Origin of the sequence: Pseudomonas sp. Ps21-P2, assembly GCF_039672565.1 — a bacterium.
In the GTDB taxonomy this organism is placed as follows: domain Bacteria; phylum Pseudomonadota; class Gammaproteobacteria; order Pseudomonadales; family Pseudomonadaceae; genus Aquipseudomonas.
Map to the genome: position 1 here is coordinate 163,860 of NZ_JBDFPL010000002.1, position 14,217 is coordinate 178,076.

The 14,217-nt window shown below is 58.1% G+C and carries 15 protein-coding genes; 6 read left to right on the plus strand and 9 right to left on the minus strand.

Going from position 1 to position 14,217, the window contains the following annotated elements; translation table 11 throughout:
• Nucleotides 1-130: 130 nt before the first annotated feature.
• Both pgeF and rluD read right to left on the minus strand, forming a co-directional pair.
• Nucleotides 131-859: a peptidoglycan editing factor PgeF gene (gene pgeF, locus ABEH28_RS04630; protein WP_346629534.1), complete on the minus strand. Its 729-nt coding sequence runs from the start codon at nt 857-859 to the stop codon at nt 131-133.
• Between the two features lie 8 nt (nt 860-867).
• A complete protein-coding gene (gene rluD / locus ABEH28_RS04635; protein WP_065987655.1) occupies nt 868-1,830 on the minus strand; it encodes a 23S rRNA pseudouridine(1911/1915/1917) synthase RluD in 963 nt (320 codons plus the stop codon).
• A 151-nt stretch (nt 1,831-1,981) separates the two neighbouring features.
• On the opposite strand from rluD, the gene ABEH28_RS04640 reads away from it, so the two are divergent.
• The 6 genes from ABEH28_RS04640 (at nt 1,982) to ABEH28_RS04665 (ending at nt 7,432) form a co-directional block, all read left to right on the plus strand.
• Nucleotides 1,982-3,004, plus strand: a complete 1,023-nt coding sequence (locus tag ABEH28_RS04640) for an outer membrane protein assembly factor BamD (RefSeq protein WP_192173378.1) — start codon at nt 1,982-1,984, stop codon at nt 3,002-3,004.
• Between the two features lie 152 nt (nt 3,005-3,156).
• On the plus strand, nt 3,157-3,396 hold the full coding sequence (locus tag ABEH28_RS04645) for a PP0621 family protein (RefSeq protein WP_274598112.1): 240 nt from the start codon (nt 3,157-3,159) through the stop codon (nt 3,394-3,396).
• Nucleotides 3,386-4,978, plus strand: a complete 1,593-nt coding sequence (locus tag ABEH28_RS04650; RefSeq protein ID WP_346629262.1) for an ATP-binding protein — start codon at nt 3,386-3,388, stop codon at nt 4,976-4,978. The genes ABEH28_RS04645 and ABEH28_RS04650 overlap by 11 nt, the downstream gene beginning before the upstream one ends.
• A gap of 2 nt (nt 4,979-4,980) precedes the next feature.
• Nucleotides 4,981-6,321, plus strand: coding sequence for a sigma-54 dependent transcriptional regulator (locus ABEH28_RS04655; RefSeq protein WP_192173380.1), 1,341 nt, complete (start codon nt 4,981-4,983; stop codon nt 6,319-6,321).
• Between the two features lie 80 nt (nt 6,322-6,401).
• Nucleotides 6,402-6,971, plus strand: coding sequence for a nucleotidyltransferase domain-containing protein (locus tag ABEH28_RS04660; protein ID WP_346629263.1), 570 nt, complete (start codon nt 6,402-6,404; stop codon nt 6,969-6,971).
• Between the two features lie 14 nt (nt 6,972-6,985).
• Nucleotides 6,986-7,432, plus strand: a complete 447-nt coding sequence (locus tag ABEH28_RS04665; RefSeq protein WP_192173382.1) for a hypothetical protein — start codon at nt 6,986-6,988, stop codon at nt 7,430-7,432.
• Here the strand turns inward: ABEH28_RS04665 and thiO are convergent.
• From thiO to ABEH28_RS04700, 7 genes are all read right to left on the minus strand, one after another.
• Complete coding sequence (thiO, locus tag ABEH28_RS04670) at nt 7,402-8,505, minus strand: glycine oxidase ThiO (RefSeq protein ID WP_346629535.1); 1,104 nt, start codon at nt 8,503-8,505, stop codon at nt 7,402-7,404. The two genes, ABEH28_RS04665 and thiO, sit on opposite strands and share 31 nt — an antisense overlap.
• 30 nt (nt 8,506-8,535) lie before the next feature.
• A complete protein-coding gene (locus tag ABEH28_RS04675; RefSeq protein ID WP_346629264.1) occupies nt 8,536-8,925 on the minus strand; it encodes a type IV pilin protein in 390 nt (129 codons plus the stop codon).
• Between the two features lie 10 nt (nt 8,926-8,935).
• Complete coding sequence (locus ABEH28_RS04680; RefSeq protein ID WP_346626761.1) at nt 8,936-12,040, minus strand: PilC/PilY family type IV pilus protein; 3,105 nt, start codon at nt 12,038-12,040, stop codon at nt 8,936-8,938.
• The gene (locus ABEH28_RS04685) at nt 12,027-12,473 is read right to left on the minus strand and encodes a PilX N-terminal domain-containing pilus assembly protein (protein WP_346626762.1); all 447 of its coding nucleotides are present in this window, start codon (nt 12,471-12,473) and stop codon (nt 12,027-12,029) included. Before ABEH28_RS04685 ends, ABEH28_RS04680 begins: the two co-directional genes overlap by 14 nt.
• Before the next feature lie 65 nt (nt 12,474-12,538).
• Nucleotides 12,539-13,231: a pilus assembly protein PilW gene (locus tag ABEH28_RS04690; protein ID WP_346626763.1), complete on the minus strand. Its 693-nt coding sequence runs from the start codon at nt 13,229-13,231 to the stop codon at nt 12,539-12,541.
• Nucleotides 13,228-13,698, minus strand: a complete 471-nt coding sequence (pilV, locus tag ABEH28_RS04695) for a type IV pilus modification protein PilV (protein ID WP_346629265.1) — start codon at nt 13,696-13,698, stop codon at nt 13,228-13,230. The genes ABEH28_RS04690 and pilV overlap by 4 nt, the downstream gene beginning before the upstream one ends.
• Nucleotides 13,698-14,180: a GspH/FimT family pseudopilin gene (locus tag ABEH28_RS04700; protein ID WP_346629266.1), complete on the minus strand. Its 483-nt coding sequence runs from the start codon at nt 14,178-14,180 to the stop codon at nt 13,698-13,700. Before ABEH28_RS04700 ends, pilV begins: the two co-directional genes overlap by 1 nt.
• Nucleotides 14,181-14,217 lie beyond the last annotated feature (37 nt).

Consider the following 14,217-nt stretch of genomic DNA (forward strand, 5'->3'; position numbering starts at 1 on the left):
AGAAAACCTGCCAGATGGTTCTTTACATGCGGCCGATTAGGCAGGATTCAAGCGCTGACGGGTTGACATGGATCAACATTAGCTTGAAGGAAGAAATTCAGAAGGAATTAGTGCGGGAGCGCGGCGGAGGCTACCGGGCTTCGAGCCAGACAAGCGAAGCGAACCGTCCGGTGCGTGCACCACGGCGATAGGAGAAGAATCGCTCATCGTTGTAGGTTGAGAGGCCGCCGCCATACACCGCTGTCACGCCGTGGGCGGCCAGACGCAGGCGAGCCAACTGGTAGATATCGGCCATGAACTTGCCTGCGTTGGCGCTCGGCACGAACGCATCGGCCGTCTCGGGGTGCGTCGCCATGAAGGCCTCGCGCACCTCGGGACCCACTTCGAATGCCTGCGGCCCGATGGCAGGGCCAAGCCAGACCAGGATGTCGGAGGGCGCATCGGCAAAACTGTCCACCGTCGCCTCAAGCACGCCCGCCGCCAGACCGCGCCAGCCCGCATGGGCAGCGGCGACCTGAGTGCCCGCTTTGTTGCAGAACAGTGCCGGCAAGCAATCGGCCGTCATGATGGTGCAGGCCACCCCCGGGGTTTTGCTCCAACTTGCATCAGCCTCAAGCACTTCTGCCGGCGCGGCCTCGACCACGTTGACGCCATGAACCTGCTTCAACCATGCAGGCTGGATATTCAGGCGCGAGGTGAGTGCGGAACGGTTGTGCGCAACGGTCGCTGGATCGTCGTTAACGTGATCACCCAGATTGAAGCTGTCGAACGGCGTCGCGCTGACTCCGCCCGATCGCGTCGTGACGCACGCATTGACACCCGCCGGCGCAGGCCAGTCGGGAATCAGCCAGTCCGTCACGCTCTCAGTCATCCGATGAACGCTTCGCGGTCTTGCTTGAGCAGCGTCAGCAACCAGACAAAGTCGTCTGGCAGCGGCGATTCCCAGCTCATGCGCTTACCGGTCGTCGGATGATCCAGTTCAAGGAAACGCGCATGCAGCGCCTGACGCGGGAAATGTTTCAGCGATTCGACCATGGTGACACTGGCCGCAGGCGGGATCCGGAAACGACCGCCGTAGGCAGGGTCGCCGACCAGCGGGAAGTTGATGTGGGCCATGTGCACACGGATCTGGTGGGTACGCCCGGTTTCCAGCTTGACCCGCACGTGGGTGTGCGAACGGAAACGCTCCAGAACCCGGTAATGGCTGACGGCAGGCTTGCCGCCTTCCATGACCGCCATGCGCTGACGCTGCTGACCATGACGACCGATCGGTGCGTTGATCTTGCCGCCCGAGGTCACCACGCCGATGACGATGCACTCATAAATGCGGCTAACGCTGCGATTCTGAAGTTGGGTGACCAACTGCGTCTGCGCCTGAATGGTCTTGGCGACCACCATCAGGCCGGTGGTGTCCTTGTCCAGGCGGTGCACGATGCCGGCACGCGGGACATTGATGATGTCCGGCACATGGTGCAGCAAGGCATTGAGCAGGGTGCCGTCGGCGTGACCCGCTGCCGGATGCACAACCAGACCGGACGGCTTGTTGATCACCAGGATCTGGTCGTCTTCGTAGACGATGTCGAGCTCGATGTCCTGCGCGATCCACTCGCCCTGGGCTTCCTGCTCGGCTTTGAGGAGCAGAACGGCGCCACCATGCACGATGTCACGCGGGCGCAACGCGCCTCCGTCCACAGTCAGGCGACCGTCTTTGATCCAGGCGGAAAGGCGCGAGCGCGAGTGCTCTGCGAATAGTTGGGCGGCGACTTGGTCGAGGCGTTGACCGCCCAATTCGGACGGCACCTCTGCGCGGAGTTCTATGATCTCAGACATGCTCAAACTAGGAGGTGGCACTGGCCTTTGGTTTCGGCTGTGCGCTTGTGGTTAAATACGGCGTCTTTTGTCCCGGGGGTTCCACGGGGCGCCCATCATAACAGGACGGTCCTGCGCAAGACAGCAGGCCGTTATAGGGACGCAAGCCGCCATGCAAGTGAAACACCTGCTGCTGATAGCCATCCTCGGACTTACTGTTGCCTGTTCTTCGAAGAAAGAAGTCATCGACGAAAACCTCAGTGAAGTCGAGCTGTACCAGCAGGCGCAGGCCGATCTGGACAACAACAGCTATAACAGCGCCACCGAGAAGCTCAAGGCGCTGGAGTCGCGTTATCCGTTCGGTCGCTACGCTGACCAGGCGCAACTGGAGCTGATCTACGCCAACTACAAGAATGGCGAGCCGGAAGCTGCCAAATCGGCGGCCGAGCGTTTCATTCGTCTGCACCCGCAACACCCGAACGTCGACTACGCCTATTACCTCAAGGGCCTGACCTCGTTCGACCAGGACGTCGGCATCATCGCCCGCTTCCTGCCGCTGGATCAGACCAAGCGTGACCCGGGCGCCGCTCGCGATTCGTACAACGAGTTCGCTCAGCTGACCAGCCGTTACCCGAACAGCCGCTACGCCCCAGACGCCAAGCAGCGCATGATTTACCTGCGCAACCTGCTGGCGGCCTACGAGATCCACGTTGCCGACTACTACCTGACCCGTCAGGCCTACGTGGCAGCCGCCAACCGCGGTCGTTACGTGGTTGAAAACTTCCAGGAAACCCCATCGGTCGGTGACGGCCTGGCGGTCATGGTCGAGGCCTATCAGCGTCTGCACCTGGACGACCTGGCTGACACCAGCCTGCAAGTCCTGAAAACCAACTACCCGGATCACCCGCAACTGGTCGACGGCAAGTTCGAAGCGCGCACGGCAGAAGCCGACAACCGCTCGTGGCTGTCCAAGGCCACTCTGGGCCTGATCGAAAGCCGTCCGCCGCTGCCGCCGGGACAAACCCGCGCCAACCAGGACGTGATCAAGCAGTACCAGGACGCCAAGGAAGCCATCCCTGCCGACCTGTTGCCTGAGAACCAGTCGGCTGACGAAGAGAAGAAAAACAATGACGACGACGGCACGCCCAAAAGCCGCTCGATCTTCAGCTACATGACCTTTGGCCTGTTCGACTGATTCAGTCCCTGCCAAGCGTCAGCTGAAAAAGGCCCTTCGGGGCCTTTTTTCATGCCTGACCGTTTTCCGACAGCATCCGGCGATGGAGATGACTGTGCGCCCGACACCCGCTTGGCTACACTGCGCGCTCTTCACTTCATAAGCTGACAGACATGATTCGCTTGATTATGTGGATCGCCCTGATCGTGGCGGCCATCTGGTTCTTCAAACGCCTGACCAAAGGCCCTGCCCCACGCCCGAAACCCGCAACGCCGGAACTCGACGCTGCGCCCATGGTGCGTTGCGCGCAATGTGGCGTGCATGTCCCTCAAGATCGCGCGCTGAGCCAGAACCAGAAATGGTATTGCACCGAAGCGCACCGTTTGCAGGGTCCCGCTGCACGTGACCGCTGACAGCCTTTCGCTGACGACACCTCAGGCACAACGCATCCTGCGGCTGTATCACCTCTATCGTCTGAGCATCGGCGTACTGCTGGTGCTGCTGATCTCCAGCAGCCTGGATGCCGAACTGCTGGAGCTGGCCGATATGGAGCTGTTCCGGATCGGCTGTTGGCTGTATCTGGTGTTCAACATCCTCGTCGTAGTACTGCTCGAACGCCCAAGCCGCCAGGGGCAACTGTTCTCCCTGGCCATGGCTGACACGCTGATGCTGGCGGCGCTGTTCTATGCCGGGGGCGGGGCGCCGAGCGGCATTGGCAACCTGATCATTGCCTCTGTGGCGATCAGCAATGTGCTGCTGCGCAAACGAACCGGGCTGCTGATTGCCGCGCTGTCAGCCATCGGCATCATTTACCTGACCTTCTACATCAGCTATCACAAGCCTTCAGCGGCCAATCATTTCGTGCAGGCCGGCTCGCTGGGTGCCCTGTGCTTTGCGGCGGCCCTGCTGGTCCAGGCCCTCTCACGCCGGCTGCAGCTCAGCGAAGACATCGCCGAACGCCGCGCCGCTGACGTCGACAACCTTGAAGAGCTCAACGCATTGATCCTGCAGCGCATGCGGACCGGCATTTTGGTGCTCGACGAAGAACACAAGGTGCTGCTGGCCAACCAGAGCGCGCTGCATCTGCTGGGCCACGAACGCTTGCTGGGCGAGATCATCGATGTTTACTCGCCGCAGTTGGTCGAGCGCCTGGGTCAGTGGATGGCCAACCCGTCCATGGCACCGCGCAGCATTACCACTTCGGCAATCGGCCCGGTGCTGCGTCCGGGGTTCATCGCCCTGGCGCGCGGCAGTCATCGCCACACGCTGGTATTTCTCGATGACCTGTCGCAGATTTCCCAACAGGCCCAGCAGCTCAAACTGGCCGCGCTGGGCAGACTGACCGCCGGTATCGCCCACGAGATTCGCAACCCGCTGGGCGCCATCAGTCATGCCGCCCAACTGCTGCTGGAATCCGAGGAACTGACCGTTCCGGACCGGCGTCTCAGTCAAATCATTCACGATCAATCGCGGCGGATGAATCTGGTGATCGAGAACGTTCTGCAGTTGTCTCGTCGACGTCAGACCGAACCCCATCTGCTCGACCTCAAGCAGTGGCTCGAGGCGTTCGTCCGCAACCTTCGCGATGAGCTGACGACGGGGCAAAGCGTGCATCTGGACATCGGCGCAGGCGTGCTCAGTACGCAGATGGACGCGGAACAGTTGCAGCAAGTGATGAGCAATCTGGTGCAAAACGGTTTGCGCTACAGCGGCCAGATGCACGCACACGCGCAAGTTTGGCTAAGGTTGTTTCAAGCACCGTTCAGCGAACTGCCGACGCTGGAAGTTCTTGACGACGGGCCGGGCGTTGCCGAAGAGCATCTCGCGAAAATCTTCGAGCCCTTCTTCACCACCGAAAGCAAAGGAACCGGCCTGGGCCTGTACCTGTCGCGCGAACTGTGCGAAAGCAATCAGGCGAGCCTCAATTACACACCACGGGAAGGTGGCGGAAGCTGCATGCGAATTACCTTCGCCCATCCGTTCAAGCTGAGCTGAACATGAGCCCACGGCAAAAAATTCTGATCGTCGACGATGAGCCGGACATTCGTGAGTTGCTGGAAATCACGCTCGGACGAATGAAGCTAGACACCCGCAGCGCGCGAAACGTCAAAGAAGCCCAAGAGTGGCTGGCCCGCGAAGCGTTCGACCTGTGCCTGACCGACATGCGCCTGCCCGATGGCAATGGCTTGGAGCTGGTGCAGCACATTCAAAAGCGCCACAACCAGGTGCCGGTGGCGATGATCACCGCCCACGGCAGCCTCGACACAGCGATCCATGCCCTGAAAGCCGGCGCGTTCGATTTTCTGACCAAGCCCGTCGACCTGACGAGATTGCGTGAGCTAGTGACGAGCGCTCTGCGCCTGCGTATTGCGCCTGCTGAAGACAACCGCATCGATAACCGCCTGCTTGGCAGCTCGCCACCGATGCAGGCGCTGCGCAAGCAAATCGCCAAACTGGCCCGTAGCCAGGCGCCGATTTACATCAGTGGCGAATCGGGCAGCGGCAAAGAATTGGTAGCCCGGTTGATTCATGAGCAAGGCCCGCGCGCCGAGCAGCCTTTCGTGCCGGTCAACTGTGGCGCAATCCCGTCAGAGCTCATGGAAAGCGAATTCTTCGGGCACCGCAAAGGCAGCTTCACCGGCGCCCACGAAGACAAGCCCGGGCTGTTTCAGGTCGCCAATGGTGGGACGCTGTTTCTCGATGAAGTGGCTGACCTGCCGCTGGCGATGCAAGTGAAACTGCTCCGCGCGATCCAGGAAAAATCCGTTCGCGCCATCGGCGGCCAGCAGGAGCAAGTGGTGGACGTTCGCGTGCTGTGCGCCACCCACAAGGACCTCAATCAGGAAGTGGCCGCCGGGCGTTTCCGTCAGGATTTGTACTACCGGCTGAACGTCATCGAGCTGCGCGTACCGCCCTTGCGCGAGCGCCGCGAAGACATCGAAGAGATCGCCAACAGCGTGCTGCGTCGCCTGACTGAATCCGCCGGCGAGCCTGCCACCCTCCTCCCGCCCCATGCGCTGGCGGCGCTCAAGGGCTATCGTTTTCCCGGCAACGTGCGCGAGCTGGAAAACATGCTTGAGCGGGCGTACACGCTGTGCGAAGACGATCAGATCAACACCGCAGACCTGCGCCTGGCCGAGCCGTCACGCCCCACCGAGCAAGACGGCCCGAGCCTGGCCGACATCGATAATCTGGAAGACTATCTGGAAAGCATCGAGCGCAAGCTCATCCTGCAAGCGCTGGAAGAAACCCGCTGGAATCGCACGGCGGCAGCGCAGCGTTTGAATTTGACCTTCAGGTCGATGCGCTATCGGTTGAAGAAGTTGGGGTTGGAGTGATGGATTCGACGACGTACGCTTGATAAGTCCCAAAAAGGGACCTATCGTTCCCTTTTTGGGACTTATCCAGACAAATCCCTATGAACATCGGCGATGCGCTCTTCACCACGACTCAGCAACGAGTGCTGGGCCTGCTCTTCGGCACTCCGGAGCGGAGTTTCTATACCAACGAAATCAGTCGCTGGGCCCAGGTCGGCAAAGGCAGCACAACTCGTGAGCTGGAGAAATTGCACTCAGCAGGTTTGCTGACCGCAACCCGCCAAGGCAACCAAATCCATTATCAGGCGAATTCTGAAAGTCCGGTGTACCCCGAACTGGTTGGCCTTGTGCGCAAAACATTCGGCATCGCCGATCACCTCCGAGTGGAGTTGTTGCCTTTCGCAGACCAGATTCAGCGAGCGTTTATTTACGGCTCGGTTGCGAAAGGGACCGCAAACACATCCAGCGACATAGATCTGATGCTGATCGGTGAAGGCGTCAGCTACAGCGAAGTGATGGAGCGTATGATCCCGCTCGAAGAGATGCTGGGCAGACCCATCAACCCGACGCTCTACACGCCGTCGGACTGGAAAGCGAAGCTCGCCACCGGCAACAGCTTTGTGACCCGAGTGGCAGAGCAGGAAAAGATCGACATCATCGGAAGCGATTAGGGAGAACCCATGGAATGGGCAACGAGCCTTTGGCGAACTTGGTACGTACCGGCGGATTGAAAGCCGAGCCTGCTGACAAGAACGAATGTATCGGACTGGTCCGCTCGGCGCTTGATAGGCTGTTGGACGCTCATAATTCCGCGCTTTCATACGCCAGCCGTTTTGATCTGGCCTATAACGCTGCACACGCACTGGCGCTGGCGGCAATGCGCCTGAAAGGATACCGGTCAGACCGCCGCTATCTCGTGTTTCAGTGCCTTCCACACACGCTGAATCTGGATAAAGTGCGGGTAAGGCTCTTTGCGCTTTGCCACGAGCGCAGAAACCTCGCTGAATACGAAGGCTACATGGATATCGATGATGCGCTGCTCGCGGAGCTACTCACGAGTACCGAAGCACTTCGAGGCCTACTGGCGTCGGAGATGGCCGCTCATGGTTTCAGTCTCCCCTCTGGCGCATAAGGCGCCGCATCAATAATCGGCCTTTCCCCCACCAGCAAATCCGTCAGTAACTGACACGACGCCGGCGCCAGCACCAAGCCGTTGCGGTAGTGGCCGCAGTTGAGCCACAAGCCTTGATGATTCGGCACAGGGCCGATGAAAGGAATGCCGTCAGGCGATCCCGGCCGCAGCCCTGCCCAGTGCCCGACCACATGCGCATCCGCCAACGCTGGAATCAGTTCGATCGCCGAAGCTTTCAGGCTTTCCAGAGCATTTTCAGTGGGTGTCTTATCAAAACCTTCGTATTCGAGCGTGCTGCCGATGAGGATATGTCCGTCACGCCGGGGGATGGCGTAACGGCCTTTGGCGAGGATCATGCTCGGCAGAAAGTCGGCGGCGCACTTGTAGAGGATCATCTGCCCTTTAACCGGTTCGACGGGCAGCGCCAGCCCCAGTTTGCCCAGCAGCTCACCGCTCCATGCGCCCGCCGCCAGCACCACGCTGTCCCCGAGCACATCGCCCTCTTCCGTCGTGACGCCCAGCACGCGATCACCTTCGCGCACGAAGTCGATGACCTGGCAGTGCTCACGAATCACCACGTTGGGCAACGCCAGCAGTGCCGCCTTGAGCGACTTGACCAGACGCGGGTTGCGCACGTTGGCGACGTCGGCCATGTGCACTGCACGTGCATAGCCGCCACCCATGACGGGGACGGCATCGTATACCGCGGAAATATCCACCGACGTCAGCGGACGATTCATAAGCGCCGCCCACTCGAGCGCTTCGGCTTCGTCGTCCAGGTCCAGCCAATACAGGCCGGTTTTGTGCACTTGCGGGTCTATGCCAGTCATTGCCAGCAAGCGCTCGGCGAGCTGCGGATAAAAATCCTGCGACCAGTGCGAGAGTGCCGTTACGGCCGGGCTGTAGCGCCACGGGTAGAGCGGCGACACGATGCCGCCGCCGGCCCAGGAGGATTCCTGGCCGACTTCCGAGCGGTCGAGCAGCGTTACGCTTCGAACTTTGGAGGCGAGGTTGAAGGCCGTCAGGAGGCCGATGACGCCGCCGCCGATGATGACTATGTCTTGATTCAGCAAAACGGCCACGGCTTATCTACCCTGTCTAATTCAACGGCCCCAACAATCTTTGTTGGACAGCCCGGTACTATTGTTGCGTACGCCGGTATTGGTGATGGTGAAGCTGCCGCACTTGTCGCCGTTCATCATGGAGGCGGGGTCGGGTGTTGCCGTCAAGATAAAGGTTGTAGCGTCGGACACTAACGCAACCTTGTACCAGGCATTGGAGCCAGCGACCGGCGCGGCAACATAGGTATTGTTCTTGGTATAGAAACGCTCTAGAACCTGGCTCTGCTCCATCAGGATTCCGGCAATCTCGGTACGGTGAGTGCGCCGCACGTACTCGGTATAACTGGGGTAAGCAATGGCCGCGAGAATACCCACAATGGCCACGACGATCATCAGTTCTATAAGGGTGAATCCCTTCGTTTTACTGCCCATCATTTTTTCCTCATCTGATCTGTCGCCACATGATGCGCCGGTCAGACGGTCCGCCCTTTCCGGCGGGGAGAGAGCCTCCGGGGGTCCCTCCGCCAGTCCCACCAAGCATAAGAGCTTGGTTGCCATCGCCTTTATCAAGCGCTGCTGCAAAATAAGGTACTCCACCACCGACCACGAAGCCGCTGGAATTGCTATCACCGCTGTTAATTAGCCCGTCCCCGTTTGTATCCAGAACCGGATAACTGAGCATCCGCCCGCTCAAAGCATCCAGATCCACAAATCTGCCAGATCCAGAGCTTGAGCACGGATCACCCGTGTCGACAATCGCAGTGGTAAATCGAACCCGGCCGAATGCGAGCACCGGCGCATAGATAATCCGCTCACCCGTCGCGATATTGTTGTAGATCAGCGGAAGGTAAAAGCCTTTCTTGGCTGCGTAATTAACATCGTTCTGGGTCGTGGTGAAAAACTGGCCCGTTGACCCGGTAAAGACACCGTTGATCGACTGCGCCACGAGGTCGCTCTCTCGGTAGTTGGCACTTGTCCCGTCGTTGTCCCAGACTGCGTAAAACGCCTGAGTCGCTGTCGTCGTTTTGTCCGACGCTTCCATCAATTTACCAGTACCAAAGTAAACCATCTTGCCGCCGTTCGGGTTATTACCCACGACCGGCTGAGCGGTTATCGGCTGATTAGCTGCCCCGGAAGCTGTGAATAATGGGCCTCCGCCCAGCCCGACTTTACCCGTGGGTGCGGCCTGGGATGTGAAGTCGAACTTCCACATTTGCCCTTTCAAATCACCGCCATAGGCGTACTGAACAACACTTGCGGCGTTGACGCGTAATTTGACGGAAGACAGTCCGTTGTTGCCAGACGTATCAACAGGAATTTCTTTGATGAGCGCTCCATTGCTGACATCCACAACAAACAACGAAGCCACGCCGTTGGTGCTGCCGTAACCGTTCGAAATGAACGCTGCCCATCGGCCATCTGGTAATTGAGCCACTTCCGGCTTTGCATAGGCGTAGCCCATATTGGCAAAGCCCGCAGTGGCACTGCTGATATCCCACAACGCTTTCACGGTGTTCGAGGCATCAGCATTGAACAGTTGCAACGCATAGAACCCCTTGCCACCCGCACCTGCACCGCCAATAACGAGCGTCTTCCAAGATGATGCGAACTGGACATCTACTTTTGAGATTTGACCGTCTACCAAGAACTTGTGAGAAACCCCGTTGATGTAGTTTGGATCAGCGACGTAATGCAGGTTCGCCAAAACGGTGGAAGGCATATACGCATAAAGCCTCTTACCCGTTGCGGGGTCGATCACGTTCACCAGCCCATCGTTGGCATTCACTACCAGGCTTGGCTTCATTGAGTTGGATTTGATGTCCAGATACAGGGAGTAGCTATTGTCAGCAGCAGGGTCTGACGCTGGATGGTCAGTGGGTGACACGTAAGCCAAAGGTGAGTTAATCACATCGCCAAGCAATACCGTCCTTGTTTTAAGTCCTGTCTTGCTTACGCCTTTACTCCATTCCACCAAGTCCCCGCCGGAAACGCCGCTGGGCAGGTTCGCGCTGAGGGCAACCTGCTGCAGCGGTGCGAAGCTGGAATACTTAAGGGCGATAACGCTACTGGTCAGCGTGTTCCAGGACTCATAGGTGGGGGTTATGCCGGGAATGATCAGGTTGTCCGTAGACCAAAGAGGCGATGCAGTGTTGACGCTTCCATCTGCTTTAATCGCTAAAGCCTTGATCGTACCGCGCCAGTCAGTGGGGTCGTACTGTGTCTGATAAAATACAGAAGTGCTCGACAGTGACGACGAGTCGGACGCCGCCCCTCCCCCGGTTCCCGCGCGGGAGGTGATATCGTTCAGCGCCGCAGACAACGCAGTATTCAGACCGGCGCTGTCCGTGGCCTGGTAGTAGATGCCCTTACCATTGACGGCTGCTCTGGAGAGCATGGCGTTGGCCGCGGTGAAGCCGACGGTATAGGTGAACATGTTTTGCTTTGTAAAGTCGGTCGCATCCCAACTCTTGCCGGCGGCATCGGTGCCGCCAATGCGCATATCAATGTCGTAGGCAAATTTCGCGATATCGTCCAAATACAGCGTGTCACCCTCACCATCGCCATTGAGGTTGTCGCCGTCGTCATCAGTAGGATCCCAGTTAGGCAAGTTAGCGCCGCCCAGCGGATCGTTGGTTGGAAACGTGCGGTCGTAGGTCGGCAGGCCATCTGTTATCACGACGCCATAGTTGCGTTGGCAGCGGTACTGAATCGGGCTGGTGTAGGTCGCAGGTGTGGAGTTGTAATAGGGCGCCATCCCCCTAAAGTAGCGGGTCACTTCGTAATATGTTTCAGCCAGTGGCGTGTTCGCGATTGCTGCCAACCCGTTGATGGAAGAAATGAGCGAGTTGTAGTTGGAAGTCGCTTGGCTGGCGGTGGTGGAGGTCGTTTGCGACAAATCGCTGATCGCCCTCGCAATGTTTCCGCCCGGTCCAGAATCTCGGCTCGTAGGTGGGTTGAACGTAGCCAGGCCTATTCGCAGATTTCGATTGCTGGTCACCAGTGCCGCAGACACTGTACGGGCGACGTTGATCCGGTAATCGTTAGGAACGGACCCATCGGTGTAGTCTTTTTTGGTCAACGACGTACCGTAAAGCAAGTAGCTAATGTAAGCAGTGGTGTAACGAGTATTACCGTTACCCACGGGGTCGGGAAGCTTGAGACAGACGAAGGTACGTGTGGTGAACTTGTAGAAACCGTCATACCCGTTATCGCAGCCGCCGGCACGCAGGTTTCCCACAAAAAAGTTGGTGTCCGTCATATCCAGGGCGGTGACGTTATTGCAGTTGAAATCCGAATTGCAGTTGTAGACTTGCACCTGATTGGCATTGGGATCGAACCCGGAGGCCCAGATGACGCTGTTCATACTCCCGGAGTCATCTACCAACAGCATGACGTTCGGCGTCACCGACCCTACGGTCAACAAAGGGGAGTCAGAAGGTACGAAAGCAGCGAAGGCAGTGGCCGAGCCATAAAGGCCCAGCAGTGCACCCATCATTAGCTTGCCCAGATAAAGTCTTGCTCTGCGACACCACTCAACGTTTGGCATAGATGCTTTCCACTACAGTGCGTGAGTTGCCAGACACGCCAACGCCGGTGATGCGATACAGCGTCCACGAATAGCTAGTATCCGTTCCGACTGAATTGATGTTGACCGGGTCAATCGTTGTAGCGATTTTCTGCACAGCCCAGAAGCCTCCTGTTATCGCGGACCAGGTCACTCCAGTAGCAGCATTGGCACCCGCTGCGGACACGATCGTCGCATCCGCAGGTGGAGCACATTTAGTACAGGTCGCCAGTTTGTAATTGTTGCCCTGAACCACAGATTCACCCGCGCGCACGGCCGCCTCTGCGAGCTGAAACGACTCGTTGCGCAATTTGACACTGCCCGACATCTTTTCCTGAAGCGTCGCATTCTGCATCGATGAAATCCCGATCAATGTCAGCAGCAAAAGAAATACCAGACTGACAATCAGCGCCATGCCCCGCTCGCGAGGCCCGGTACGTTGAGCTGTTTTATATTTAGCTACGTTCACGATGGCCACACCTAATAGAGACGGTTGCGTAAAGCGGTGAGAACGCTGAACGTCTGGTTTTTAACTCGACCGGTTGAGTCTGTCATCTCCAGGGTAAGGCGCACGCTGCGTATCAGATTCGTGCTAGCGGGCGTCGCGGTGTACCCCGTGACAGTTGTGTCGAATGCCGTATTGGCAGTGCCGAATATGACCGTGAATTTGTTCACGTTGCTGACAATTGCAGCGCCGCCTAGCAATATTTGATTATTCGAAAACTGGTAAACAAGTTGACGTATGGGAAACGCGATCTGGGTGGATGAGGGGGTAGCCGCTCCGGATGTCGCAGTTGCTGCCGCCTTGCAGTCAGAGAGCACAGTCCAGGTTGGAACGCCGCCGTTGTTTCCCACATCGGCTGTCACCAGCGTCAGCTTTGTGGTCGCGCTGTCCCACTGGATCGGAGTGAGTTTAGCGGCCTTGAAGTCACCCTTGGCACTTGCGTCATCGACATTCTCCAGACAGCCAAACATCCCCACCATGCGGATTTCCTGAGCCATTTTAGTGAGGATGAAACGCGCATCCTCCTGCATCACGGCCGAGGCGTTCTGCGACAGATAAGTATTTTTGGCTGAAATGAAAATCTGAATAACGCCTGCCACAATGAGTAGACCCAATAGCAACGAGATCATGATCTCGATCAGGCCGAAGCCCATGGCGCGGTGCTTCATTGCGTCACCTTCGTGTCTATCGCCACACGACTCGTCACAGTGAAGGTCTGCGGGGCATTTGCCGTGTTGACTGCACGAGCATCACTCCAGGTCACAGTAATGGTGACCAGCCTCTTATACGTCGGATCCACCGTAATGGTCCCATCGCCCGTAACAGGGTCGAGAGTTCGGATATTGGTCTTGAAGTCGTAGAGATCCTGCGTGCGCGGCGTATTCAAATCGCCGGCAGAAGGCGCTGCCGCCAGAGAAGCCAACTTATAGTCTGCATCAGGATTGGCGCGTATGCGGTCCATCATGTCGTACGCAATAAAGCTGGCCTGGCTGCTCGTTCTTGAACTGTCAGTGTATTTCAGCGCATTCAACTGGAGCGCTGCCGCACCCAACAGTCCAATAGCTAGAACAAGCAGGGCAACCAGCACCTCAATCAGCGTCGTGCCCTGTTGCCTGGAATCAATTCTGGCGCTCATCAGCAACCGCCCAATACGATACGGCCGCTCAGGCATATGTTGATCACTCGGGTGATGGTGCCGCGTGTGTAGGTGATGCTTACGGCAGCGGCCGCCGTCGGCACCGGTGCGGCCAACCCCCCCAGGTTGTTGAAGTCGATCGCAGTAGGATTTCCGCTCACTGCCAGCACTGATGCAGAGTCCATCGCTGGCAAAACTCGCAGAATGGGAATCGGCGCCGTTGCCGCAGGATCAATGGCACTCAGCTGAGTATTCCAGGCAGTGCCCGCCACCGATGGTGTTACACGGATGACAGTGCCGCTGTTTATAGCCTGTTGCCGGGCGTAATTAAGGAAACGCTGGAAGTCGCTTACCTCGGTGTCGGCCTTGGAATTCTGGATGGCAGTACTGAAACTGGGAATGGCGATCGCAGCAAGAATGCCGACCAACGTGATGGTCACCAGCAACTCGACCAGCGTAAAACCCCGACACCCTTTAGCCATTTAATCTCTCCTTAATGGAGAAACTATATAGCAACCG

Bases quoted from the DNA above. Each gene is read 5' to 3' on its own strand.
- rluD (WP_065987655.1), bottom strand. From the start codon at position 1,830: ATGTCTGAGATCATAGAACTCCGCGCAGAGGTGCCGTCCGAATTGGGC.
- ABEH28_RS04640 (WP_192173378.1), top strand. From the start codon at position 1,982: ATGCAAGTGAAACACCTGCTGCTGATAGCCATCCTCGGACTTACTGTT.
- ABEH28_RS04645 (WP_274598112.1), top strand. From the start codon at position 3,157: ATGATTCGCTTGATTATGTGGATCGCCCTGATCGTGGCGGCCATCTGG.
- ABEH28_RS04655 (WP_192173380.1), top strand. From the start codon at position 4,981: ATGAGCCCACGGCAAAAAATTCTGATCGTCGACGATGAGCCGGACATT.
- ABEH28_RS04660 (WP_346629263.1), top strand. From the start codon at position 6,402: ATGAACATCGGCGATGCGCTCTTCACCACGACTCAGCAACGAGTGCTG.
- ABEH28_RS04665 (WP_192173382.1), top strand. From the start codon at position 6,986: ATGGGCAACGAGCCTTTGGCGAACTTGGTACGTACCGGCGGATTGAAA.
- ABEH28_RS04675 (WP_346629264.1), bottom strand. From the start codon at position 8,925: ATGGGCAGTAAAACGAAGGGATTCACCCTTATAGAACTGATGATCGTC.
- ABEH28_RS04680 (WP_346626761.1), bottom strand. From the start codon at position 12,040: ATGCCAAACGTTGAGTGGTGTCGCAGAGCAAGACTTTATCTGGGCAAG.
- ABEH28_RS04685 (WP_346626762.1), bottom strand. From the start codon at position 12,473: ATGGCGCTGATTGTCAGTCTGGTATTTCTTTTGCTGCTGACATTGATC.
- ABEH28_RS04690 (WP_346626763.1), bottom strand. From the start codon at position 13,231: ATGAAGCACCGCGCCATGGGCTTCGGCCTGATCGAGATCATGATCTCG.
- pilV (WP_346629265.1), bottom strand. From the start codon at position 13,698: ATGAGCGCCAGAATTGATTCCAGGCAACAGGGCACGACGCTGATTGAG.
- ABEH28_RS04700 (WP_346629266.1), bottom strand. From the start codon at position 14,180: ATGGCTAAAGGGTGTCGGGGTTTTACGCTGGTCGAGTTGCTGGTGACC.